The following is a 23,427-nucleotide window of genomic DNA, read 5'->3' as shown; positions in this document are numbered from 1 at the left end:
ATGACAGATAGATTTTAATGTGTTGTTTAACTTGTCGCGTTGCGTCCATGGCATGTGTTGGGCGTATTAGAAGATGTCGTGTATGCGAGGTCAAGTCAGACGCTTCCGATAAATGACTCATACGATTCGGTGTAGCGGAGCATGGTTTTATTTTGTGAAGTGCAAACGCGTACGCGGATTTGTCTCGCGTGAATATAATAAAAATCCTGCACGCAAACGCGCACAGGATCTTTGTTTTGCTATTCAAATGGATGTTCGTGGTATTAGCGCTGGAGGGTCAGCTCAACTGACTGAGCAAGAATAGAGCGATTACCGCCCCGGTCGGTTACGTGGTAAGTAATACTTACCCGGTCGCTGAACAGGCCTTCAAGAAACTCCTGAGTGAAGGAAATTTCGACGGGGCTGGTTGTGAGGTTTTCTGGTTGAACGCGATAGGTTGGACCTTGAATCCCGTTACAGACTGTCTGGATCATGTCGCCGGTCTCCATGCCTGCGTAGCTTGGGATCTTCGCATTCAGAAAGTCCCCAAAGCTGACGCTTGCGAGCATGGCCGGTGCTAGCAGAGCCGCGCCTGGGGAGGTTCGATCGACGATCAGCGATATAGTCGCAGAGTCACTACTCACGCCATTTTCGTTGTTGGTGGCCCTAAGGCCCAGGCTGTAAGTACCGTCATTCAGCAAATGTTCGGGATCGAGAACCATTGAAATAATATCCCCTGAGGTGTCGCTATCGGTCATCGTCCAGATCGCGCCGACCAACTCACCATTTAGCATCAGCTGTACGTAATAACCTGGGTACATAAATTCCCAGAGGCGGAACTCTACATCAATAGGGTTGTTTAAGGTGCTCACCCGTAGCAACCCGTCAATCGGGTCGGCTGCGGGTACGAACGGGATTGGAAGTCCGCTTTTGTTAATGTGTTTGCTCATTTTTTTGATTCTCCAGATCACGCCTCTAATTCAGCGCGACCATCAGTTAATTAAAATATTCAGAGCCCACCCTTAAAAAATATCCACCTAGGCAGTAGTTATCTATGCGAGGTGAACTCTGAAAATCAACTAATCGGAACCCGTTCATTCTGTCAACGCTTCGCACAGTAAAAGTGAGCCCAATGCACCCTATCTATTTACTTTCAGAAGTTACCTACAAACTACTTCATTAACTATGTAGTCCTGCGTCTTGGCTATACACGGCAACAGCCAATAAAAAACCCCGGCAGAACATGTCTGCCAGGGTTTTTCGATAACGCTGGATAATCAGCGATTAAAGCGTTCCACCAGTGAGTACTGGGAGTTGGCGGTGTCGGTCAGTTCGCCGCTCAGGACGGCCGAGCGTTGCGCTTCGTCGGAGGTCTGGTCGGCGAGGTCTGCGATGGTGGCGATGTTGCGGCTGATCTCTTCGGCGACCGAGCTTTGCTCCTCGGTGGCAGCGGCGATCTGGGTGGTCATGTCGGTGATGTTGGCGACCGCTTCGCTGATGCCGACGAGCGCTTCATCGGCTTCAAGCACTTTGGCGACGCCTTCTTCCGCCTGACGATGGCCGGTGTTCATGGTCTGCACGGCGGCGTTGGCAGTGCTTTGCAGCTTGGCGATCAGGCCGTGGATCTGCCCGGTAGACTCGGCGGTGCGCTGCGCCAGTTGGCGTACCTCGTCAGCGACGACGGCGAAGCCGCGACCCATTTCCCCGGCGCGGGCCGCTTCGATGGCCGCGTTCAGCGCCAGCAGGTTGGTCTGGTCAGCGATGCCTTTGATCACGTCGACCACGCCGCCGATTTCGTTGCTGTCTTGAGCCAGTTGGGTCACCGTCAGGCCGGTTTCGCCAACCGCCCGGGACAGGCGTTGAATGGCTTCGCGGGTTTCCCCGGCAATGTCGCGGCCACGACGGGTCAATTGGTTGGCTTGTTGAGTGGCGTCAGCGGTGCGCTGCACGTGGCTGGCTACTTCCTGGGTCGTGGCGGCCATCTGGTTGATGGCGGTGGCGACTTGTTCGGTTTCGACGCGCTGGCGTTCCAGACCACTGGAGCTGGAATTGGCCAGGCTGTTGGATAGGCGTGCCTGACCGGTCAGTTGCTCGGCCGTGTCCTGCAGACGCGTCAGACAGGTCTTCAAGCGTGCTTCCTGACTGAGGATCGACATTTCCAGACGGGCCTGCGGGCCACGGCTGTCGGTGTACATCTGCGCAATCAGCGGATCAGAAGTGGTCTGCTCGGCCAGACGCAGCAGGCGCTTGATGCCACGTTGCTGCCAGGACAGGCCCAGCAGGCCCAATGGCACGGACAAACCGGCAGCCAAAGCGAAGCCCCAACTGGTGTTGAGCCACACGCCGATCAGGAAACTGAGCTGGCTGACCATAATGAATGGTAGCCAGTCCTGTAATACCGGCAGCCATTTATCACGGCCTGGAACGGCTGATTTACCCTTGTTCAGGCGGCTGTAAAGCGCCTCGGCACGCTTGATCTGTTCGGCAGTCGGTTTAACCCGCACTGATTCGAAGCCCACGACCTTCTGGTTTTCGAACATCGGCGTGACGTAGGCGTTGACCCAGTAATGATCGCCATTCTTGCTGCGGTTTTTGACGATGCCCATCCACGGCAGGCCCTGCTTGAGCGTGCTCCACATATGTTCGAAAACTGCTGGCGGCACGTCGGGGTGGCGAACGGTATTGTGGGGTGCGTTGAGCAGTTCTTCCCGAGAGAAGCCACTGATTTCGACGAAGGCGTCGTTACAATAGGTGATCACGCCACGGGCATCTGTGGTTGAAATCAAACGCTGTTGTGCAGGGAATGTCCGTTCGCGCTGAGTGATGGGCTGGTTATTACGCATGAGCTGTCCGATCCGCTGGGGCTTTGTGACGTTATCGACAAAAATACTCATTTATTGAGCATTTTTGCCAAATGACCCACAAGTCACCGACGATGATGACTGGCTCAGCGATCAAAAACCGGATACGTGAACAGGCTGAAATGCAACAGATTGAGCCCGAAATGTGTGACCACCGCTGCCTGTAATCCGCCGAAGCGGTAGGCAAGGCCATAGCCTGTTCCAGCGATTCCGGCCAGGAGTGCCCATTGCCATCCGCTGCCCAAATGAGCCAGGCCGAACAGGAAGGAGGCCGCACAAAGCGCCAGTGCTGGCCCATAAGGCACGCGTTGCAGCAGACGCTGCAAGCCCCCCTGCAGATAGGCGCGAAAGAACAGCTCTTCGGTGAGGGTGACCAGCAACAAGTTGTTCAACAGCCACAGCGTGCCTTGCGCTGGCCATTTGGGCGACCAGCCGGTGACGCCCAGCATGACCGCTAGGGCCATGCAGACTGCACTTGTCCCGAGCAAGGTCAATACAGCGGTTTTCAATGCCTGCCTTGCAGGTATTGCCGGTAACAGCCACGGACAGGCCAGCACAATCCAGATGCCGATTAGTGGTTTGTCCAGATAGAGGTACATCGAGAATGGCGCGGCTTCGGGGGAGAAGCGTTGAGCCGCGATGACACGCTCGCTGAAGAAGCCGGGCAGCCAGTGAATCGCCAAAGCGAAAGCCAGGGTGATGAATAACCCGTGACCGAAGCACACCACCGCTCGCTGGCTGAATTGCGTTACGCAGATGCCTGCCATCACCAGCAGACCAAATGTCACTGCCGCTGGCAGGCTGAGGTCGCCAAAGCTCAGGGCAATACAGTAGCCGAGGATGAGTAGCGTCAGGCTGGTCCAGCGTATCGCCGGCATGGGGTGCTCCCTGGAATCCGTTCGCGCGTGTTGCTTCAGGCCGTTGTGAAGTGCTGGTGTTTAAGCGGGCGCCAAGCTTCACTGATCCGGCAGGGTAATTTCCAGTTCTTTTGTCAGTTTTATCTGAGGGAAAGTTTTGTGGGATGTTTCTGCAAGGCAAAAAAAGGCCGCTTGCGAGGAAGCGGCCGGGTCGATGCGTAGCTAGATTCAGTCCTTGAGCGTTTCGACCTTGCGCGGTGCCATGAAGTACATCCAGGTCAGCGCAATGAAGTACATCGCCGGGATCATGGTAAACAACACGCTGTAATTGTTGTTGGTCGCCGTCAGAACGGCACCGACGATCTGGGTCATGAACATCCCGCCGATGGCCGCGCACATGCCGCCGAAGCCGAACACAGTGCTCATCAGATGTTTAGGCGTGTAGTCCATCACCAGACTCCAGATATTCGCAGTCCAGGCCTGATGCGCACCCACGGCGAGGGAGATCGCCAATACTGCGACCCAGAGTCCGCTGGCGTTGGCGGCAAATATCACGCTGCAGATAGTGATCGCAAATATCAGCATCGACAGCAATCGGGCCGTGGTGGCGCGCATGCCTCGGCCAATCAGCCAGGACGATAAGATGCCGCCACCGATGCTGCCGAAGTCAGCGGTCAGCCAGATCAGGATCAACGGAATGCCCATCTGGGTCACGCTGATACCCAGGTTGTATTGCTGATTGAGAAACGGCGGCAGCCAGTACAGGTAGAACCAGAACACAGGGGCCGTCAGCGAGTAAGCAATGGCGAACGCCCAGGTGCCGCGCATTTTCAGAATGTGCGAGAAGGGCACTTTGACCGGCTCGGGTTCAGGGTTCTGATTGATGTAATCCAGTTCGGTCTGGCTGACGCTCGGGTGGTCTTCGGGGTTGTAGTACTTGAGGCGCCAGGTCACGACCCAGAACAGGCCGAGCAAACCCATGCTGACGAACGCGGCTTGCCAGCCCCAGATAGTCAGAATGAACGGCAGCAACGCAGGGGTAAGCATCGCACCGACGTTGGTCCCGGCGTTGAAGATGCCGGTGGCAATGGCGCGTTCGCCTGCGGGGAACCACAACCGCGTAGTCTTGACGCACGCCGGGTAGTTGGCGGCTTCGGTCAGGCCCAGTATGAATCGGCAGATCATGAAGCCAGTGGCCGAGGTTGCCAGACCATGGGCACCGGTGGCGACACTCCACAACAGTACGGCCAGGAAGAAGGCGCGTTTCACGCCGACCCTATCGATGAAGCGGCCTTGCAGCAGGAAGCCTGCGGCGTAACCCACCTGGAACCAGAAGTTGATGTTGGCGTAATCCATCGCCGTCCAGCCCATTTCCTTGGCCAGGATGGGCTGCATGACACCCAGGGCGGCACGATCGATGTAGTTCAGGGTAGTCGCAAAAAATACCAGCGCGAGCATGCCCCAGCGAACCTTGCCGACGGCCAGGGCTCCGCGGATTTTCTCGCCCATGCTGGCGTGCGGATGAGCGACGTTAGCCGTCTTGGCGGCAGAGTGTGTATGAATCATGGTTAAGCCGTCCGTTCCAGGATTCAGGCAAGTGGCCCTGAATCAGGCTATAAAAGCCAAACTGTGAAAGCGTCTCGAATCGTGGCCGATGAGGGCCGCAGTGCTCTACAACGACGGTTACGCCGCAGGAGCTGATTTCGTGGGCGCTGGATTTTAATCAGGCTGAAGCCGATCCGATACGCGTTTCTACCAATAGTGTTGATAGAGCGGTATTCATCGACGTACGAGCCAGGGCTGAGTAGCCAACAGGACCGGGACGGAAGCGGGGAGAATCAGTGTATGAAGGCATGTGCGTGACCCTGTTTTTGAAATTGTTATGGTGTGCTTGCAAAGGCGTTATCAACTTCGGGCGGTTGGCCTTGTTCGACAATGTGCTGCTGATGTTGAGCACGCCCGACAAAAGCGTCAATCAGACAAATCTGCTTTGGGGCGATTATCGAACATTAAACTAACTGTCTGGTACATTATGAATTGCGATGGCCGTTGGCCGGGAGAATAATTCAGTTACCCCCAATCCGTGCTTTTGCCGTACGGTCATTTGATGGGCACTAGACATGCGATCTGCAGAAGTCGCGATCTCACAGGAGTCAAACATGCAACGTTCGATTGCCACCGTTTCCTTGAGCGGAACCCTGCCGGAAAAACTCGAAGCCATCGCCGCTGCCGGCTTTGACGGTGTCGAGATTTTCGAAAATGACCTCCTTTACTACGATGGCAGTCCCCGCCATGTTCGGCAGATCTGCGCCGATCTGGGCATTGCCATTACCTTGTTTCAGCCTTTCCGAGACTTCGAAGGCTGCCGCCGCGACCGCTTGCCACGCAACCTTGATCGCGCCGAGCGCAAGTTTGACTTGATGCAGGAACTGGGCACCGATCTGGTACTGGTCTGCAGCAACAGCGCCGCCGACTCTCTGGGTGACGAAAATATCCTTCGCGATGACCTGGCGATGCTGGCCGAGCGCGCCGGTGCCCGTCAGTTGCGGGTGGGCTACGAAGCGCTGGCGTGGGGCCGTCACGTCAACACCTGGCAACAAGTCTGGAATCTGGTGAAACAGGTCGATCATCCCGCCCTGGGCGTGTTGCTCGACAGTTTTCACACCTTGTCCCTGAAGGGCGATCCGAGCGCGATTGCGCAAATCCCCGGCGACAAAATCTTCTTTGTACAAATGGCTGACGCGCCGATTCTGGCCATGGATGTCATGGAGTGGAGCCGCCACTTCCGTTGCTTCCCCGGTCAGGGCGAATTCGATCTGCCGGGCTTCCTCGCGCCAATTCTGAAAACGGGCTACACCGGGCCGCTGTCACTGGAAATCTTCAATGACGGCTTCCGCGCGGCACCCCCACGATCCAATGCTGCCGATGGCTTGCGCTCGTTGCTTTATCTGGAAGAGAAAACCCGCCTGTTGCTGGAGCAGCAGAATGAGCCCGTCGCCAAGGATCTGTTGTTCAGCCCGCCGCCCGCCAGCACTTACAACGGCGTCGAGTTTCTCGAGTTTGCCGTGGACGACGCTCAGGGTGCGCGCCTTGCTGGCTGGCTGGCTAATCTCGGTTTCGCCAAGCTCGGCCAGCACCGCTCCAAGGCCGTCAGCCTGATGGGGCAGGGTGATATCAAGATCGTGTTGAACGCCGAACCTTATTCGTTCGCTCACAGTTTTTTTGAGGCACACGGTCCATCACTCTGTGCCACAGCGTTACGAGTCGAGAGCGGCTCGGTAGCGCTGGAACGTGCCCAGGCCTTTAAAGGCCAGCCGTACCGTGGATTGGTTGGGCCTAACGAACGGGAAGTCCCGTCGGTACGTGCACCGGATGGCAGCCTGATCTATCTGGTCGAACCTGCCGTGCCGGGTGAATCGATTTACGACATCGACTTCGTGGTGAACCCGAACGCCCAAGCGGGTGGCGGACTGCAGCGTATCGACCACATGGCCATGGCGCTGCCTGCGGACAGTCTGGACAGTTGGGTGTTGTTCTATAAAAGCCTGCTGGATTTCGAAGCCGACGACGAAGTGGTCCTGCCCGACCCTTATGGTCTGGTGAAAAGCCGGGCGTTGCGCAGCCGTTGCAGCACAGTGCGTTTGCCGCTGAATATCTCGGAAAACCGCAACACGGCGATTTCTCACGCGCTGTCCAGTTACCGGGGTTCAGGCGTTCACCACATTGCTTTTGCCTGCGAAGATATCTTCGCTGAAGTCAGCCGTGCCAAAGAGGCTGGTTTGAAGCTGCTGGACATCCCGCTCAATTACTACGACGATCTGGCCGCGCGCTTCGATTTCGATGACGAATTCCTCAGCGAACTGGCTTATTACAACGTGCTTTACGACCGCGATGCCCAAGGCGGCGAGCTGTTTCACGTGTACACCGAGCCGTTCGACGATCGCTTTTTCTTCGAGATCCTGCAGCGCAAGAATGGCTATGTGGGTTACGGCGCCGCCAACGTCGCCGTGCGCCTGGCAGCCATGGCCAAGACACGCAGCGGAGCTGCTCGCCAGGCCCGGCTCTGATCCATGTAGCGCAGTCATTTTGAGCCTCGAGGGCGGCCCCAGGACTATGAAAAACATAGCACCGCCCCGATCTGACCGTGGTATGCCGCTGAAATGACAACTATTGATGAAAGTGCCGTGATCGCCCCGGTTAGAACAACGGCGACAGGGCGCAAAAATAATCCGGAAAAAACCCGGGATGACATCCTGCAGGCAGCCATTGCCGAATTCGTCGCCCAGGGCTTGTCCGGTGCGCGGGTGGACGCTATCGCCGAGCGCACAAAAACCTCCAAGCGGATGATCTATTACTACTTCAACAGCAAGGAGCAGTTGTACGCCGAGGTGCTGGAGAAGCTCTATGGCGACATTCGCCGCACCGAAAGCGGGCTCAATCTGGATGCGCTGGAGCCCATGCAGGCCATTGAGCGGCTGGTGGAATTCACCTTCGATCACCACGACCGCAACGTCGACTTCGTACGGATCGTCTGCATCGAGAACATCCACAACGGCGAGAACGTCAAACAGTCACCGACCATTCGCGAGCTCAGCCAGAATATCGTCAGCATCCTCGACAAGATTCTCCGACGCGGGGAAGCGCTGGGAGTGTTTCGCCAGGGCGTGAACGCCATCGACCTGCATTTGATGATCAGCTCGTTTTGCTTCTACCGGATCTCGAACCGCCACACCTTTTCCGAGATCTTCCAGATTGAATTGGTCAACGACGAGATCAAACAGCGGCACAAGGCGATGCTGTGTGATTCGGTGAGTCGATACCTGCGGCCGTAAGCTTTTAATGTCCACTGACCACTTTACTGTAGGAGCTCACGAGCACCGCGAGGCAGCGATGGCGGTGTGTCAGGCAAACCGCCATCGCTGCCTCGCGGTGCTCGTGAGCTCCTACAGGTAATTATTGACCTCTGTACTCAATCACCCATGCTCGCAAAGTGATCCTGCATGCGCCCGGCATCCGCAGTCTGGCCGCTGAACAGTTCGAACGCTTTGACCGCCTGAAACACCGCCATGGTGCCGCCATCCAGCGTGCGGCAGCCCAGGGCGCGGGCGTGTTTGAGCAGTTCGGTTTCCAGCGGAAAATAGATGATTTCCGCGACCCACAGGGCTTTATGCAAAAGCTCCGGAGGCAGCGGTGTACCAGGCAGTTTGGTCATGCCGACCGGGGTGGTGTTTACGAGGCCATCGGCAGCGGCCATGGCTTCACGCAAATCACGACCCACCACCGCCCGATTTTCTCCGAAGTGGGTATTGAGGTTGTCCACCAGACCCTGCGCCCGGGCCGGGTCCACTTCAAAGATGCTCAGCTGCTGAACGCCTTCGGCCAGCAACGCATGGGCCACCGCAGCGCCCGCGCCACCGGCACCCATCTGCACAACGCGCTGGCGTGGCACGTCATTGAGGCCGCGACGGAACCCTTCGGCGAAACCCAGGCAATCGGTGTTGTGGCCAATCCGCTGCCCGTCCTTGAACAGCACCGTGTTCACCGCGCCAATGCCTCTGGCCTCAGGCGACAGATCATCCAGTAGCGGAATAACCGCTTGCTTGCAGGGGAAGGTAATGTTCAGACCGGTATAGCCCATGCGCTGGGCGCTGGTGAGCAAGTCGGGCAGGGCGGTGATGTCGAGTTTGAGCGCATCAAGGTCGAGCAATCTGTACAAATAGCGGATGCCTTGGGCATCGCCTTCGTGCTCATGCAGCGCCGGGGTGCGCGAAGCCTGGATACCCGAGCCAATGAGGCCGGCGAGAATGGACGGTTTACGAATGACAGTCATGGCGATCGGCTCTTATTAGATGCCGCATCCAGGGATCGAAGAATGCGGTTTCAGCAAAATGTACCAGATGGTTAATTCTGCGGAAGAGCCAGGATGAAGACAAGGCGATAAATCTGTTCGTTTATCGCCCTTATTGCTGAGCCTGCAGTGGAATTGGAATGAGATCCTGTGGGAGCGGTGCTTGCCCGCCATAAACGGTAACGCGGTATGTCTTCTAGCTGCGTCTCGTGCAACGCGGGCAAGCACCGCTCCCACATAGGTTGGGTCCTGTCACCAGGTCCCTGAGCTACTCAAGATGCAATCAACTGTCGCAACACATAATGCAGAATCCCGCCCGCCTTGAAGTACTCCACCTCATTCAGCGTATCGATGCGGCACAGCACATCGACGATTTCCTGCGTGCCGTCTTCGCGGGTGATTGTCAGCTTGAGGCTCATGCCGGGACGAAGGTCGGCATGGGTCAGACCGCTGATATCCAGCGTCTCCTTGCCGGTAAGGCTCAGTGTCTTGCGACTCTGGCCGTTATTGAATTGCAGCGGCAGTACGCCCATGCCCACCAGGTTAGAACGGTGAATACGTTCGAAGCTTTCGGCAATCACCGCCTTGACGCCCAACAGGTTTGTGCCTTTTGCGGCCCAGTCACGGCTTGAACCGGTGCCGTATTCCTGACCTGCAATGATCACCAGTGGCGTGTTTTCGGCCTGATAACGCATGGCCGCATCGTATATCGGCATCTTCTCGTCAGTGGGGGCGTGCAGGGTAAAGCCACCTTCTTCGCCGCCGAGCATCTCGTTGCGAATACGGATATTGGCGAACGTCCCGCGCATCATCACTTCGTGGTTACCGCGGCGAGAACCGTAAGAGTTGAAGTCTCGCGGCTCGACGCCCTGTTGACGCAGATAGCGGCCTGCCGGGCTATCTGCCTTGATGTTACCGGCCGGGGAAATGTGGTCGGTGGTTACCGAGTCGCCCAGCAAGGCCAGCACGCGGGCGCCGTGGATGTCTTCGATAACCGGCAGCGGACCTGCGATGTCGTCGAAGAAGGGCGGGTGCTGGATATAGGTTGAATCGTCCTGCCACACGTAAGTTGCGGCTTGCGGCACTTCGATGGCTTGCCACTGTTCGTCACCGGCAAATACTTCGGCGTATTCCTTGTGGAACATACCGGTATTGACCTGCTCAACCGCTTCGGCGATCTCCTTCTGGCTTGGCCAGATGTCGCGCAGATAAACCGGCTTACCATCTGCGCCTTCCCCCAGCGATTCACTGCTGATATCGATGCGCACGCTACCGGCCAGCGCATAGGCGACAACCAGCGGCGGGGAGGCCAGCCAGTTGGTTTTGACCAACGGATGCACGCGGCCTTCGAAGTTGCGGTTGCCGGACAGCACTGAAGCCACCGTCAGATCCGACTGCTGAATGGCTTTCTCGATAGGCTCAGGCAGCGGCCCGGAGTTGCCGATGCACGTGGTGCAGCCGTAGCCCACCAGATCGAAGCCCAGCGCGTCGAGGTACTGCGTCAGCCCGGCGGCTTTGTAATAATCAGTCACCACCTTGGAGCCCGGAGCCAGAGAGGTCTTCACCCAAGGCTTGGTTTTCAGGCCTTTTTCTACAGCTTTTTTCGCGACCAGGCCGGCGGCCATCATCACGCTGGGATTGGAGGTATTGGTGCATGAGGTAATTGCCGCGATCACCACCGCGCCGTTTTTCAGGCGATAGGTGCGACCTTCATGTTCGTATTCGGCCTCGCCGGTCACTTGATCCGCATTGCCCACCGCGACACCGCCGCCGCCCTCACTTTCCAGACGGCCTTCATCTTTCTGGGCGGGTTTGAATTGCAGGCCCAGGAAGTCAGTAAAGGCCTGGGAAACATCAGGCAGCGCGACACGATCCTGAGGGCGCTTTGGACCGGCCAGGCTGGCTACGACCGTGTTCATATCCAGTTCAAGGCTGTCGGTAAACACCGGATCCTGGCCGGGCAGACGCCACAGGCCTTGGGCCTTGCAATAGGCCTCGACCAGTTTCACGGTCTCGTCAGGACGACCGGACAGGCGTAGATACTCCAGCGTCACCTCGTCCACCGGGAAGAAACCGCACGTCGCGCCGTATTCAGGCGCCATGTTGGCGATGGTGGCGCGGTCGGCCAATGGCAGTTCCGCCAGACCGTCTCCGTAGAATTCGACAAATTTGCCGACCACGCCTTTTTTGCGCAGCATTTGCGTGACGGTCAGCACCAGGTCGGTAGCTGTGATGCCTTCCCTGAGCTTGCCGTTGAGTTTGAAACCGATCACTTCCGGGATCAGCATCGACACCGGCTGACCCAGCATCGCTGCTTCCGCTTCGATACCGCCAACACCCCAACCCAGTACACCGAGGCCGTTGATCATGGTGGTGTGAGAATCGGTGCCGACAAGCGTGTCAGGGAATGCGTAGGTACGGCCTTCCTCGTCTTTGGTCCAGACCGTGCGGCCCAGGTACTCCAGATTGACCTGATGACAGATCCCGGTCCCAGGCGGCACCACGCTGAAGTTGTCGAAAGCGCTCTGACCCCAGCGCAGGAAGGCGTAACGCTCGCCGTTACGTTCCATTTCGATGTCGACGTTTTGCGCAAAGGAGTCTGCATCGCCGAACTTGTCGACCATCACCGAGTGGTCGATGACCAGATCCACGGGGGACAACGGGTTGATCCGCTGCGGATCGCCGCCAGCCTTGGCAACGGCGGCGCGCATGGCAGCCAGATCGACCACGGCGGGTACGCCGGTAAAGTCTTGCATCAGCACACGGGCGGGGCGGTATTGAATTTCCCGGTCCGAGCGCCGCTCCCCCAGCCAGGCGGCCAGCGATTTGAGATCGGTCCCGGTGACGGTTTTGTTGTCTTCCCAGCGCAGCAGGTTTTCCAGCAGGACCTTGAGGGACATTGGCAGCTTGCTCAGGTCGCCCAATGTCTTGGCGGCTTCCGGCAGGCTGAAGTAGTGGTAGGTCTTGTTATCGACTTCGAGGGTTTTCAGGCTGTTCAGGCTATCGAGGGAGGGCATGAAATAACTCCTTTGATGCGTCCGCACGGCACGGACTGGACGATTGAAATCCTTGGAAAGCTGACGCGATAGCGCCGCTTGTGATTTATGACTTATGCAGTACTTGACCCGTTGGTCACTCCAGTGGTTCCTGATTCAGCTATCATGCTCGCCTTTTGCGTCGCTGAGATTAATCTTTCTCGTATAGGTCGACGTGTTCAGGAGCACCCCCATGAACACCCTGTTTATGCACTGCCGCCCGGGCTTTGAAGGCGAAGTGTGTTCTGAAATCGCCGAACATGCGGCGCGCCTTAATGTTTCTGGATATGCCAAAGCCAAGCCGAATACGGCCTGCGCCGAGTTTGTCTGCACTGAGGACGACGGTGCCGAGCGGCTTATGAATGGCCAGCGCTTCTCGAAACTGATCTTCCCTCGCCAATGGGCGCGGGGTGTGTTTCTGGAACTGCCGGAAACCGACCGCATCAGTGTGATCCTGGCGCACATGGCCAACTTCGCTACCTGCGGCAGCCTGTGGCTCGAGGTAGTGGACACCAACGACGGCAAGGAGCTTTCGACGTTCTGCCGCAAGTTCGAAGCCCCGCTGCGCAAGGCGCTGACTCAGGCTGGCAAACTTGTAGACGACCCGCGTAAACCTCGCCTGTTGCTGACGTTCAAGAGTGGTCGCGAAGTGTTTCTCGGTCTGGCGGATGCCGACAATTCGGCGATGTGGCCCATGGGCATCCCTCGTTTGAAATTTCCCCGTGAAGCGCCGAGCCGTTCAACGCTGAAGCTGGAAGAAGCCTGGCATCACTTTATCCCGCGTGATCAGTGGGATGAGCGTCTTTCGGGTGACATGACCGGTGTCGATCTCGGCGCTGCGCCGGGTGGCTGGACTTACCAACTGGTACGTCGAGGCATGCTGGTGACGGCTATCGACAATGGCCCCATGGCCGAAAGCCTGATGGACACCGGGCTGGTTCAACATTTGATGGCTGACGGTTTTACATACAAACCGCGTCAGCCGGTGGACTGGATGGTCTGTGACATCGTGGAAAAGCCTGCGCGTAACGCTGCTTTGCTGGAAACCTGGCTGGGCGAAGGCTTGTGTCGCGAAGCCGTGGTTAACCTCAAGCTGCCGATGAAGCAGCGTTATGCCGAAGTCAGTCGCCTGTTGCAGCGCATTGAGGAGGGCTTCGAAGCGCGAGGTATTAGGGTCGAGATCGGCTGCAAGCAGCTGTACCACGACCGCGAAGAAGTGACCTGCCATTTGCGTCGGCTGGATGGGAAGCGCAAGGGCTGAGAGTCGTTTGACTACTCTCACCTGAGCATGAATTGAAATGTGATCCTGCGGGAGATTCTATATTTACCTGCAAACTGAAGTGGGACCGGCTTTAGCCGGGAAGGCGGCATTTCCGACGAAGAAAATGTTGTGAATGTACCGGCCTCTTCCCGGCTAAAGCCGGTCCCACGTCGTCACATCAGCTTGCGCACACACATTGAGTCTCCCCGGAAAATCGCATTTCTATCGCCGAACACCCATCCCACTCGTATAATGCCCGGCCTTGTCGTCCGGCCTTTTGTGAGCCTATGTACCCGATTCCTGAAATTGAAGCCTTCCTGCTTTGCCGCACCCCCGACAGTTGGGTTCAGGCTGCATTACGCAACCTCGACATCCTGCTGATCGACCACGCGAACAACGAAAAGAAGGCGGCTGGAGCGGCGTTTCAGTTCATGTTCCAGTACAACGACAAGTTCGACCTGTTGAGCAAGATGTCGCGCCTGGCCCGGGAAGAACTGCGCCACTTCGAGCAGGTGCTGAGCATTATCCGCAAGCGCGAAATTCCCATGGCCAACGTCAGCTCTGCGCGATACGCCGGGGCCCTGCGCAAGCTGGTGCGTAATCACAATCCTTATCGCCTGACCGATGCGTTAATTGTGGGGGCTATTGTTGAGGCCCGTTCCTGCGAGCGTTTTGCCTGTCTGGTGCCACATCTGGATGAAGAGCTGGGCAAGTTCTACGCCGGGCTGCTGAAGTCCGAGGCGCGGCATTTCCAGGACTATCTGAAGCTGGCCTACACCTACGGCGACAAGGCTGATGTTGACGCCAAGATCGAAGAAGTCCGCCTCGCCGAACGCGAACTGATCGAAAGCCCGGATGAAGAGTTCCGGTTCCACAGCGGTGTGCCCGCGTTCGGTTGAGCCCGATCTCTCAACCTGCTTTCTGACCTATGGCGACATGCCTACCGCGCTAAACCGGTAGGAGCGAACTTGTTCGCGAAGCGGTGTATCGGCCACTGATATTTTTTCAGCCATACCACCTCGCGAACAAGTTCGCTCCTACCGACTTCGCAACCTGTCTTCTCACTTCGCCAAAATCGACGATATCCACCTTGTCGAAGGCTGACATTCCGCAATCTGCACTAAACCGGTAGGAGCGAACTTGTTCGCGAGAGAGTGTGTCAGGCCCTGATATTTTTCAGCCATACCACCTCGCGAACAAGTTCGCTCCTACCGATTTTCGCAAGACTCCCAATTCAGAGAAAATAGTAAGCAAGCTAATAAAAGCTTTGCCATTTGCTGCCTAGGCAGTAATATCGCCATATTCTCTGCCTAGGCAGCTAATTTGGTGGATTCATGAAACATTTCAGTCCTGACAATCAGCAGTCGACGATCATGGGCATGCTGATCGGCCGTACCAATTCGCTGAAGGATCGCATCCTCGACAAGCAATTAGTGCCCTATGGCATCACGTTCTCGCAGTTCAAGGTCCTGATCATCGTGGCCCAGTTCCGCGCGGACACCCCCGCTGAATTGTGTCGGCACCTGTCTCTGGACAGCGGTTCCATGACCCGCATGCTGGATCGCCTTGAGCAGAAGCAACTGATCGAACGCACCCGTTCGGCCACGGATCGGCGTCAGGTTCAGTTGGTTCTGACCGAGCAGGGGCGGGTCATCACCGACCAATTGCCGCAGATTGGCGCTGAAGCCATGAATGAACTGCTTGGCGTGCTGGATGCGGAGGAGGTGGCAAGTCTGGAGCGAATTCTCAGCAAGGTGCTGGTCGATGCCAACGATCACATCGCCATTACCCGTCTGAGTTTCAAAGACAGAGGTGCAGAATGAGCCTTTCTGTATCGCGGGCTGTGCCGCGGGCGCGCTATAGCCTGTTGCTGATCGCCCTGAGTATCGCCGGTTGCGCCAACTACAGCGGCCTGACCACCCAAGGCAAAAGCCTTGACGCAAACAAGCTTCAAGCTGAAAACAGCCTGCAAGGCATCAACCTTTCACCTGCAGCCTGGCCGAAACGTGACTGGTGGAAAAACCTCGGCGATCCGCAGCTCGATGCTCTGATCAACGAAGCCCTGCGTGACAGCCCGGACATGCAAGTCGCCAATGCGCGCACTCATCAAGCCATGGCGTCGGCTTACGCTGCCGATGCAGCACGCATGCCGACGGTTGATGCCGATGCCAGTGTCAGTCGCTCGCGCCTGGCACGGGATCAGGACCCAAGCGGCATGGGCGGGCGTTACAGCACGTTGCGCAGCCTCGCACTGAACTTCAATTACAACTTCGATTTATGGGGCGGCCAGCGTGCAGCCTGGGAAGCCGCTTTGGGCCAGGCTCGCGCCGCTGAGGTTGACGAGCAAGCCGCACGCCTGACGCTGGCCGCCGATGTGGCACGGGCCTACAGCGATGTAGGTCAGGCTTACATCGTTCATGATCTGGCGACCGAGGATCTCAAGCGCACGCAGCAGTTGCTCAACCTGGGGAACCAGCGCCTGCAGTCCGGGATCGACAGCCAGTACCAATATCAGCAGACCGAAAGCCTGGAGGCCAACTCCCAGGAGGCGCTGATCGCTGCCGAGAAAAACCTGCGCAGCGCAAAGATCGCCTTGGCAGTGTTGCTCGGTAAAGGCCCGGACCGCGGTCAGGAAATCGCCAGACCCAACGTGCTCAAGCCTGCGGTCGTCGCGCTGCCGTCTTCATTGCCTGCCGAATTGCTGGGACGTCGGCCGGACATCGTCGCGGCCCGCTGGCGTGTAGAGGCTGCGAGCAAGAACATCGTGGCGGGCAAGACTAATTTCTATCCGAACCTGAACCTCAGCGCCGCTGCCGGGGCCGAGTCGTTGCTGGGTGACGCCATGTTTGGCTCGGCCAGTCGCTTCTTCAATGTCGCCCCGACCATTTCCCTTCCTCTGTTCGATGGCGGTCGCTTGCGCGCTGATCTGGACGCGCGCGATGCCGATTACGACCTCGCCGTGGCGCAATACAACAAGAGCCTGGTGCGGGCCTTGGGCGACGTCAGCGACAACATCGGTCAACTGCGTGCCATTGATGGCCAGATTCAGGCTCGTCAGCACGCTACGGATGTGGTCCAGCAATCATTCAATACCGTGACCCAGCGTTATGGCTCGGGGATCGGCAACTACCTGGACGTGCTGACCACCGAGCAGCAATTGCTCCAGTCACAACGCCAACTGGCTGATCTCAACGCCGAACGAATCGATTTATCGATCCAGTTGATGCAAGCCCTGGGCGGTGGTTTCGAGGGCGAAAGCCCCTCCGACGCCACTTCATCAACTGCTTCGCTGACTAACTCAAGGTAATCGTCATGGCCACTGCCGCTAGCGAAAACACTTCTGGCAACGCTCCGGAAAACAGTAAAAAAGACACCAACCCACGCAAGCGCAAACTGCTCCTGTTCGGGCTGGCACTGATCGTCATTCTCGGCGGGTTGGGCGTCTGGGCCTGGCATGAGCTGTATGGTCGCTGGAATGAAAACACCGACGACGCTTATGTGAACGGCAACGTGGTGGAAATCACGCCGTTGGTCACCGGCACCGTGACCAGTATTGGCGCGGATGATGGTGATCTGGTGCGCGCTGGTCAGGTGTTGCTGCAATTTGACCCTGCGGATGCCGAAGTCGGTCTGCAAAGTGCCGAAGCCAGTCTGGCCAAGACCGTGCGCCAGGTTCGCGGTCTGTACAGCAATGTCGACGGCATGAAAGCTCAATTGGCAGCCCAGCGCGCTGAAGTGAAGAAGGCTCAGGACAACTACACCCGACGCAAGAGTCTGGCCGCTGGCGGGGCGATTTCTCAGGAAGAACTCTCCCACGCTCATGACGATTTAATCAGTGCGCAGAGCGCCTTGAGCAATGTTCAGCAGCAACTGGCCAGCAGTGTCGCGTTGGTGGATGACACTGAAGTGTCGTCGCACCCGGACGTGAAGGCCGCAGCGGCGCAGTTGCGTCAAGCTTACCTGGCCAATGCGCGCAGCACGCTGATCGCGCCCGTCACCGGTTACGTCGCCAAGCGCACCGTGCAACTGGGCCAGCGCGTTCAGCCGGGCACCGCGTTGATGGCAGTCATCCCGTTGGATCAGTTGTGGATCGATGCCAACTTCAAGGAAACCCAACTGGGCAAAATGCGCATTGGTCAGCCCGTGGAAATCGAGTCGGACCTTTATGGCAGTGATGTGAAATACAGCGGCACCATCGACAGCCTGGGCGCCGGTACTGGCAGCGCATTTGCTTTGCTGCCAGCGCAGAACGCCACCGGTAACTGGATCAAGATCGTCCAGCGCGTTCCTGTTCGCGTCCACATCAACGCAGAAGAACTGGCGAAGCATCCACTGCGTATCGGCCTGTCCACGACAGTAAACGTTGATCTGCACGATCAGAGCGGACCGGTATTGGCGCAACAGCCGCCGAAGCAGGCTTCGTTCAGTACCAATGTCTATGAACAGCAACTGGCCGAGGCCGACGCCTTGATCAATCGTCTGATTCATGAAAACAGCGCACTGACCGGCAAGACTGCTCAGCGCTGATCCGCCAATCCGCGTGCCCCGGTCCTTGAAAAGCCGGGGCAGCGTCAAGTTTTCAGGGATTCGCGATGAGTGCCAACGCCCCCGCATCATTTACGCCGCCCAGCCTGCTGCTGTGTACCATCGGCCTGTCGCTGGCGACCTTCATGCAGGTCCTCGACACGACGATTGCCAACGTGGCCTTGCCGACCATTTCCGGCAACCTTGGCGTCAGCTCTGAGCAGGGCACCTGGGTTATTACCTCGTTCGCCGTGAGTAACGCGATTGCGCTGCCGCTGACCGGTTGGCTGAGTCGCCGTTTTGGCGAGGTGAAGTTGTTCCTGTGGGCGACGATTCTGTTTGTTCTGGCTTCGTTCCTGTGCGGGATTTCCCAGTCGATGCCGGAGCTGGTGGGCTTTCGCGTGCTGCAAGGCGTAGTAGCGGGGCCGTTGTACCCGATGACGCAAACCCTGTTGATTGCGGTGTACCCCCCGGCGAAAAGGGGGATGGCACTGGCATTGCTGGCGATGGTCACGGTGGTCGCACCGATTGCCGGGCCGATTCTCGGCGGCTGGATCACAGACAGTTACAGCTGGCCGTGGATCTTCTTCATCAATATCCCGATCGGTCTGTTCGCGGTGCTGGTCGTACGCATGCAAATGGCCAAGCGGCCGGTGGTGACCAGTTACCAGCCCATGGACTATATCGGGCTGATCACCCTGATTATCGGTGTTGGTGCCTTGCAGATCGTGCTCGATAAGGGCAATGACCTGGATTGGTTCGAGTCGAATTTCATTGTTATCGGCGCGCTGATTTCGGCCGTGGCGTTGTCGGTTTTCGTGATCTGGGAAATGACCGACAAACATCCCATCGTCAATCTGCGACTGTTTGCCTTCCGTAACTTCCGAATCGGCACCATGGTGCTGGTCGGTGGCTATGCGGGGTTCTTCGGTATCAACCTGTTGCTGCCTCAGTGGCTGCAAACCCAGATGGGCTACACGGCAACGTATGCGGGGCTGGCTGTGGCGCCAATTGGTATCTTGCCGGTATTGATGTCGCCTTTTGTCGGCAAATACGCGCACAAGTTCGACCTGCGCTTGTTGGCTGGGCTGGCGTTCCTGGCGATTGGCACCAGTTGCTTCATGCGGGCGGGCTTCACAAACGAAGTGGACTTTGAACACATCGCGTTGGTGCAGTTGTTCATGGGGGCGGGCGTGGCGTTGTTCTTCATGCCTACGTTGAGCATCCTGTTGTCGGACTTGCCGCCCAACCAGATTGCCGATGGTTCAGGCCTGGCGACGTTCCTGCGCACGCTGGGCGGTAGCTTCGCTGCATCGCTGACCACCTGGATCTGGATCCGCCGTGCCGATCAGCATCATGCTTATCTCAGTGAAAACATCAGCACTTACGAGCCCGCGACCCGGGATGCGCTGAACACACTGGGTGGTGCAAGCCCTTCGGCTTATGCGCAACTTGAGCAAACCCTCAATAGCCAGGCGTACATGATGTCCACGGTGGATTATTTCTACCTGCTGGGCTGGATATTCATGGGCTTGATTCTGCTGGTCTGGCTGGCCAAACCACCGTTTACCGCCAAGGCCGGGCCTGCGGCTGGGGGCGGGCATTGATGCGGTTTTGAGGCTTCGCCTATGACCTGTGGGAGCGGTGCTTGCCCGCGATAAACGATAACGCGGTGCGTCTTATGGCCGTGTCTCATGTATCGCGGGCAAGCACCGCTCCCACAGGAAACTCGCACCAGCTCATATCTCGGCGTGTCTAGCTATTCGGCAGCGCCAGCTGCGGCTCCGGCACAAAATCAAACGCCCCCAGCTGAAACCCTTGTTCATCCACCTGCACGGCCCAGCCTTGCTTGTCCCAGTCACCCAGCACGATGCGCCGCGCTGCCTGGTCGCCGATCTGCAGCTTATGGATGGCGGGGCGGTGGGTGTGGCCGTGGATCAGGGTGCGTACGCCGAATTGCTGCATCACTTCGGGCACTTCTTCGGGTGTCACGTCGACGATGTCATTGGCTTTCATGCGGGTTTGCGAACGGCTTTCATTGCGCAGTTTGCGCGCCAGCTTGTGCCGGGTGCTTTTAGGCAGATTGCGCAGCACGAAAAGGGTCAGCGGGTTGCGCAGGTAACGGCGCATGCGTATGTAGCCTTCGTCCCGCGTACACAAGCTGTCGCCGTGCATCAGTAGAACAGGCTCGCCGTTCAATTGAACAACGCTCGGGTCGGGCAGCAGTGTGCAGCCAGCCGCTTTACAGAAGGCACGGCCAATCATGAAATCACGATTGCCGTGCATCAGAAATATTTGGGTACCGCTATCGCTCAGCTCTCGCAACGCTTGGCTGATCGAGCGCTGGAAGGGCGACATCGCATCATCGCCAATCCAGACCTCGAAAAAATCACCGAGGATATACAGGGCCTGAGCATCGCGGGCACGGCCCGCGATCAGATCCAGAAACGCCCGGGTAATGTCCGGGCGTTCTTCCTGCAAATGCAGATCGGAGATCAGCAATATCACTCAACGATCTCGGCTTTCTCGATGATCACGTCTTCAGTCGGTACGTCCTGGTGGCCGGATTTGCTGCCGGTGGACACGCCTTTGATCTTGTCGACAACGTCAGTGCCTTCGATCACTTCGGCAAACACCGCGTAACCCCAACCCTGAGTGGTCTTGGCGCTGTGATTGAGGAAGCTGTTGTCAGCCACGTTGATGAAGAACTGTGCGGAGGCCGAATGCGGCTCCATGGTACGGGCCATGGCAACGCTGTACTTCTTGTTCGGCAGACCGTTGTCAGCTTCGTTCTGGATGCTTGGGCGCTTGTCTTTCTTTTCTTTCATGCCTGGCTCGAAACCGCCGCCCTGGATCATGAAGTTGCCGATGACACGGTGGAACACGGTGTTTTCGTAGTGGCCGGCGTTGACGTATTCGATGAAGTTGGCAACGGTCAGCGGCGCTTTTTCAGCGTTCAGTTCCAGGACGATGTCGCCGTGGTTGGTGGTCAATTTTACTTTGGACATATCAAAAGTCGCTCTTTTAGCATTCGTGAATGGACGCGTTATAACCCAGACGCGCAGTTTACAGAGGTCGTTACATAATTCTTTCGAGTTTTTAACTCGATGGTTTCATTCGACTCAGGCAGGGCGAAAACGTCACGAGTGACGGCAACAACGTAAAACAGGTGAGAACCGCCCGGGGGGCGCGATCGACTTTAGGCACCTAAGTGAGCAGTCCGAGCCTGTTTTTAACGCAGTATTGCCGAGCGCAGTAGTTTTCGCTTGCCGAAGCTGTCAGCTGCCAGACAGCTTCGGCTATGATAAGCGCTTTGATTTAGTCGGCCTACCCTGGCCGCGCACTTGTATTGTCCAAGGATCCTATGAGCAAGCCCACTCAAGACCCCGCTGCGAATTCCAAGGCAGGCCCTGCAATTCCTACCAATTTCCTGCGCCCGATTGTCCAGGCTGACCTCGATTCGGGTAAGCACACGAAGATCGTGACCCGTTTTCCGCCGGAGCCTAACGGCTATCTGCACATCGGTCACGCCAAGTCGATCTGTGTGAATTTCGGTCTGGCTCAGGAATTCGGTGGCGTTACGCACCTGCGTTTCGACGACACCAACCCGGCCAAGGAAGACCAGGAATACATCGACGCCATCGAAAGCGACGTGAAGTGGCTGGGCTTCGAATGGGATGGCGAAGTGCGCTACGCCTCGCAGTATTTCGATCAATTGCACGACTGGGCTGTCGAGCTGATCAAGGCTGGCAAGGCTTATGTGGACGATCTGACCCCGGAACAGGCGCGTGAATATCGCGGCACCCTGACCGAACCGGGCAAGAACAGCCCATTCCGTGAGCGCAGCGTCGAGGAAAACCTCGACCTGTTCGCCCGCATGAAAGCCGGTGAGTTCGAAGACGGTGCTCGCGTTCTGCGCGCCAAAATCGATATGGCTTCGCCGAACATGAACCTGCGCGATCCGATCCTGTACCGCATTCGCCATGCTCATCACCACCAGACCGGTGACAAGTGGTGCATCTACCCGATCTACGACTTTACCCACGGTCAGTCGGACGCCATCGAAGGCATCACCCACTCGATCTGCACCCTGGAGTTCGAAAGCCATCGTCCGCTGTATGACTGGTTCCTCGACAACCTGCCGGTGCCAAGCAAGCCACGTCAGTACGAGTTTTCGCGCCTGAACCTGAACTACACCATCACCAGCAAGCGCAAGCTCAAGCAACTGGTCGATGAAAAGCACGTTCACGGTTGGGATGACCCGCGCATGTCGACCCTGTCGGGCTTCCGTCGCCGTGGATACACGCCGAAGTCGATTCGTAACTTCTGCGAAATGATCGGCACCAACCGTTCCGACGGCGTAGTGGATTTCGGCATGCTGGAGTTCAGCATCCGTGACGACCTGGACCACAGCGCGCCGCGTGCCATGTGCGTGCTGCGTCCGCTGAAAGTAGTGATCACTAATTATCCGGAAGGTCAGGTCGAGAAGCTTGAGCTGCCGCGTCACCCGAAAGAAGACCTCGGCGTACGCGAGCTGCCGTTCTCCCGCGAGATCTACATCGACCGCGATGACTACATGGAAGAGCCGCCAAAGGGCTACAAGCGTCTTGAGCCGAATGGCGAAGTGCGTCTGCGCGGCAGCTATGTGATCCGTGCCGACGAAGCGATCAAGGATGCCGACGGCAACATCGTCGAGCTGCGCTGCTCTTACGACCCGGACACCCTGGGCAAGAACCCTGAAGGCCGCAAGGTCAAAGGCGTTGTGCACTGGGTCCCGGCGGCTGAAAGCGTTGAATGCGAAGTACGTCTGTACGATCGTCTGTTCCGTTCGCCAAATCCTGAAAAGGCTGAAGACGGTGCGACCTTCCTGGACAACATCAATCCGGATTCCCTGCAAGTGCTGACCGGTTGTCGTGCTGAACCTTCATTGGGACAAGCGCAACCGGAAGACCGTTTCCAGTTCGAACGCGAAGGTTATTTCTGCGCGGACATCAAGGACTCGAAACCAGGTCAGCCGGTATTCAACCGGACTGTAACGCTACGAGATTCGTGGTCTTAAGGA

General features: G+C 57.5%; 17 protein-coding genes. 9 read left to right on the top strand and 8 right to left on the bottom strand.

The genetic code is table 11. The annotated features are described in order from the left end of the window. Window positions 1–263: 263 nt before the first annotated feature. The 4 genes from CKW31_RS23750 to CKW31_RS23735 all read right to left on the bottom strand — a co-directional run bounded on the left by CKW31_RS23750 (window position 264) and on the right by CKW31_RS23735 (window position 5,263). Window positions 264–929, bottom strand: a complete 666-nt coding sequence (locus tag CKW31_RS23750) for a hypothetical protein (protein ID WP_218192162.1) — start codon at window positions 927–929, stop codon at window positions 264–266. Between the two features lie 327 nt (window positions 930–1,256). Next, window positions 1,257–2,822: a PAS domain-containing methyl-accepting chemotaxis protein gene (locus CKW31_RS23745; RefSeq protein ID WP_095100907.1), complete on the bottom strand. Its 1,566-nt coding sequence runs from the start codon at window positions 2,820–2,822 to the stop codon at window positions 1,257–1,259. Window positions 2,823–2,926: 104 nt separating this feature from the next. Beyond that, window positions 2,927–3,718 (bottom strand): CPBP family intramembrane glutamic endopeptidase, encoded by a 792-nt coding sequence (locus CKW31_RS23740; protein WP_095100670.1) that lies wholly within the window; start codon window positions 3,716–3,718, stop codon window positions 2,927–2,929. 207 nt (window positions 3,719–3,925) lie between these two features. Beyond that, window positions 3,926–5,263, bottom strand: a complete 1,338-nt coding sequence (locus CKW31_RS23735) for an MFS transporter (protein ID WP_095100668.1) — start codon at window positions 5,261–5,263, stop codon at window positions 3,926–3,928. Between the two features lie 593 nt (window positions 5,264–5,856). Between CKW31_RS23735 and quiC the strand changes: the two genes are divergently transcribed. Both quiC and CKW31_RS23725 read left to right on the top strand, forming a co-directional pair. Next, complete coding sequence (gene quiC, locus CKW31_RS23730) at window positions 5,857–7,764, top strand: 3-dehydroshikimate dehydratase QuiC (protein ID WP_095100666.1); 1,908 nt, start codon at window positions 5,857–5,859, stop codon at window positions 7,762–7,764. A 93-nt stretch (window positions 7,765–7,857) separates the two neighbouring features. After that, window positions 7,858–8,529 (top strand): TetR/AcrR family transcriptional regulator, encoded by a 672-nt coding sequence (locus CKW31_RS23725; protein ID WP_095100664.1) that lies wholly within the window; start codon window positions 7,858–7,860, stop codon window positions 8,527–8,529. A 137-nt stretch (window positions 8,530–8,666) separates the two neighbouring features. On the opposite strand, the gene CKW31_RS23720 is transcribed toward CKW31_RS23725, so the two are convergent. Together CKW31_RS23720 and acnA are read right to left on the bottom strand one after the other, a co-directional pair. Further along, on the bottom strand, window positions 8,667–9,527 hold the full coding sequence (locus tag CKW31_RS23720) for a shikimate dehydrogenase (RefSeq protein ID WP_095100662.1): 861 nt from the start codon (window positions 9,525–9,527) through the stop codon (window positions 8,667–8,669). Between the two features lie 290 nt (window positions 9,528–9,817). Continuing rightward, the gene (gene acnA, locus CKW31_RS23715; RefSeq protein ID WP_095100660.1) at window positions 9,818–12,562 is read right to left on the bottom strand and encodes an aconitate hydratase AcnA; all 2,745 of its coding nucleotides are present in this window, start codon (window positions 12,560–12,562) and stop codon (window positions 9,818–9,820) included. Between the two features lie 211 nt (window positions 12,563–12,773). On the opposite strand from acnA, the gene rlmM reads away from it, so the two are divergent. The 6 genes from rlmM (at window position 12,774) to CKW31_RS23685 (ending at window position 19,972) form a co-directional block, all read left to right on the top strand. After that, the gene (gene rlmM / locus CKW31_RS23710) at window positions 12,774–13,841 is read left to right on the top strand and encodes a 23S rRNA (cytidine(2498)-2'-O)-methyltransferase RlmM (protein WP_095100658.1); all 1,068 of its coding nucleotides are present in this window, start codon (window positions 12,774–12,776) and stop codon (window positions 13,839–13,841) included. 287 nt (window positions 13,842–14,128) lie between these two features. Then, on the top strand, window positions 14,129–14,740 hold the full coding sequence (locus tag CKW31_RS23705) for a tRNA-(ms[2]io[6]A)-hydroxylase (RefSeq protein ID WP_027902107.1): 612 nt from the start codon (window positions 14,129–14,131) through the stop codon (window positions 14,738–14,740). Window positions 14,741–15,175: 435 nt separating this feature from the next. Continuing rightward, complete coding sequence (locus CKW31_RS23700; RefSeq protein ID WP_095100656.1) at window positions 15,176–15,664, top strand: MarR family winged helix-turn-helix transcriptional regulator; 489 nt, start codon at window positions 15,176–15,178, stop codon at window positions 15,662–15,664. Then, a complete protein-coding gene (locus CKW31_RS23695; RefSeq protein WP_095100654.1) occupies window positions 15,661–17,148 on the top strand; it encodes an efflux transporter outer membrane subunit in 1,488 nt (495 codons plus the stop codon). The genes CKW31_RS23700 and CKW31_RS23695 overlap by 4 nt, the downstream gene beginning before the upstream one ends. A 5-nt stretch (window positions 17,149–17,153) precedes the next feature. Beyond that, window positions 17,154–18,368, top strand: coding sequence for an HlyD family efflux transporter periplasmic adaptor subunit (locus tag CKW31_RS23690; protein ID WP_095100653.1), 1,215 nt, complete (start codon window positions 17,154–17,156; stop codon window positions 18,366–18,368). A gap of 65 nt (window positions 18,369–18,433) precedes the next feature. After that, a complete protein-coding gene (locus tag CKW31_RS23685; protein ID WP_095100650.1) occupies window positions 18,434–19,972 on the top strand; it encodes a DHA2 family efflux MFS transporter permease subunit in 1,539 nt (512 codons plus the stop codon). A 148-nt stretch (window positions 19,973–20,120) separates the two neighbouring features. Here the strand turns inward: CKW31_RS23685 and lpxH are convergent, their stop codons facing one another. Together lpxH and CKW31_RS23675 are read right to left on the bottom strand one after the other, a co-directional pair. After that, window positions 20,121–20,873: a UDP-2,3-diacylglucosamine diphosphatase gene (gene lpxH, locus CKW31_RS23680; RefSeq protein ID WP_095100648.1), complete on the bottom strand. Its 753-nt coding sequence runs from the start codon at window positions 20,871–20,873 to the stop codon at window positions 20,121–20,123. Further along, on the bottom strand, window positions 20,870–21,373 hold the full coding sequence (locus CKW31_RS23675) for a peptidylprolyl isomerase (protein WP_027902101.1): 504 nt from the start codon (window positions 21,371–21,373) through the stop codon (window positions 20,870–20,872). Before CKW31_RS23675 ends, lpxH begins: the two co-directional genes overlap by 4 nt. A gap of 356 nt (window positions 21,374–21,729) precedes the next feature. On the opposite strand from CKW31_RS23675, the gene CKW31_RS23670 reads away from it, so the two are divergent. Beyond that, window positions 21,730–23,424, top strand: coding sequence for a glutamine--tRNA ligase/YqeY domain fusion protein (locus tag CKW31_RS23670; RefSeq protein ID WP_095100646.1), 1,695 nt, complete (start codon window positions 21,730–21,732; stop codon window positions 23,422–23,424). Window positions 23,425–23,427: the final 3 nt, after the last annotated feature.

Source organism: Pseudomonas sp. Irchel 3A5, from assembly GCF_900187575.1.
In the GTDB taxonomy this organism is placed as follows: domain Bacteria; phylum Pseudomonadota; class Gammaproteobacteria; order Pseudomonadales; family Pseudomonadaceae; genus Aquipseudomonas; species Aquipseudomonas folii.
The sequence above is the reverse complement of the archived record's forward strand: the minus strand, read 5'-3'. Positions and strand labels throughout refer to the sequence as shown.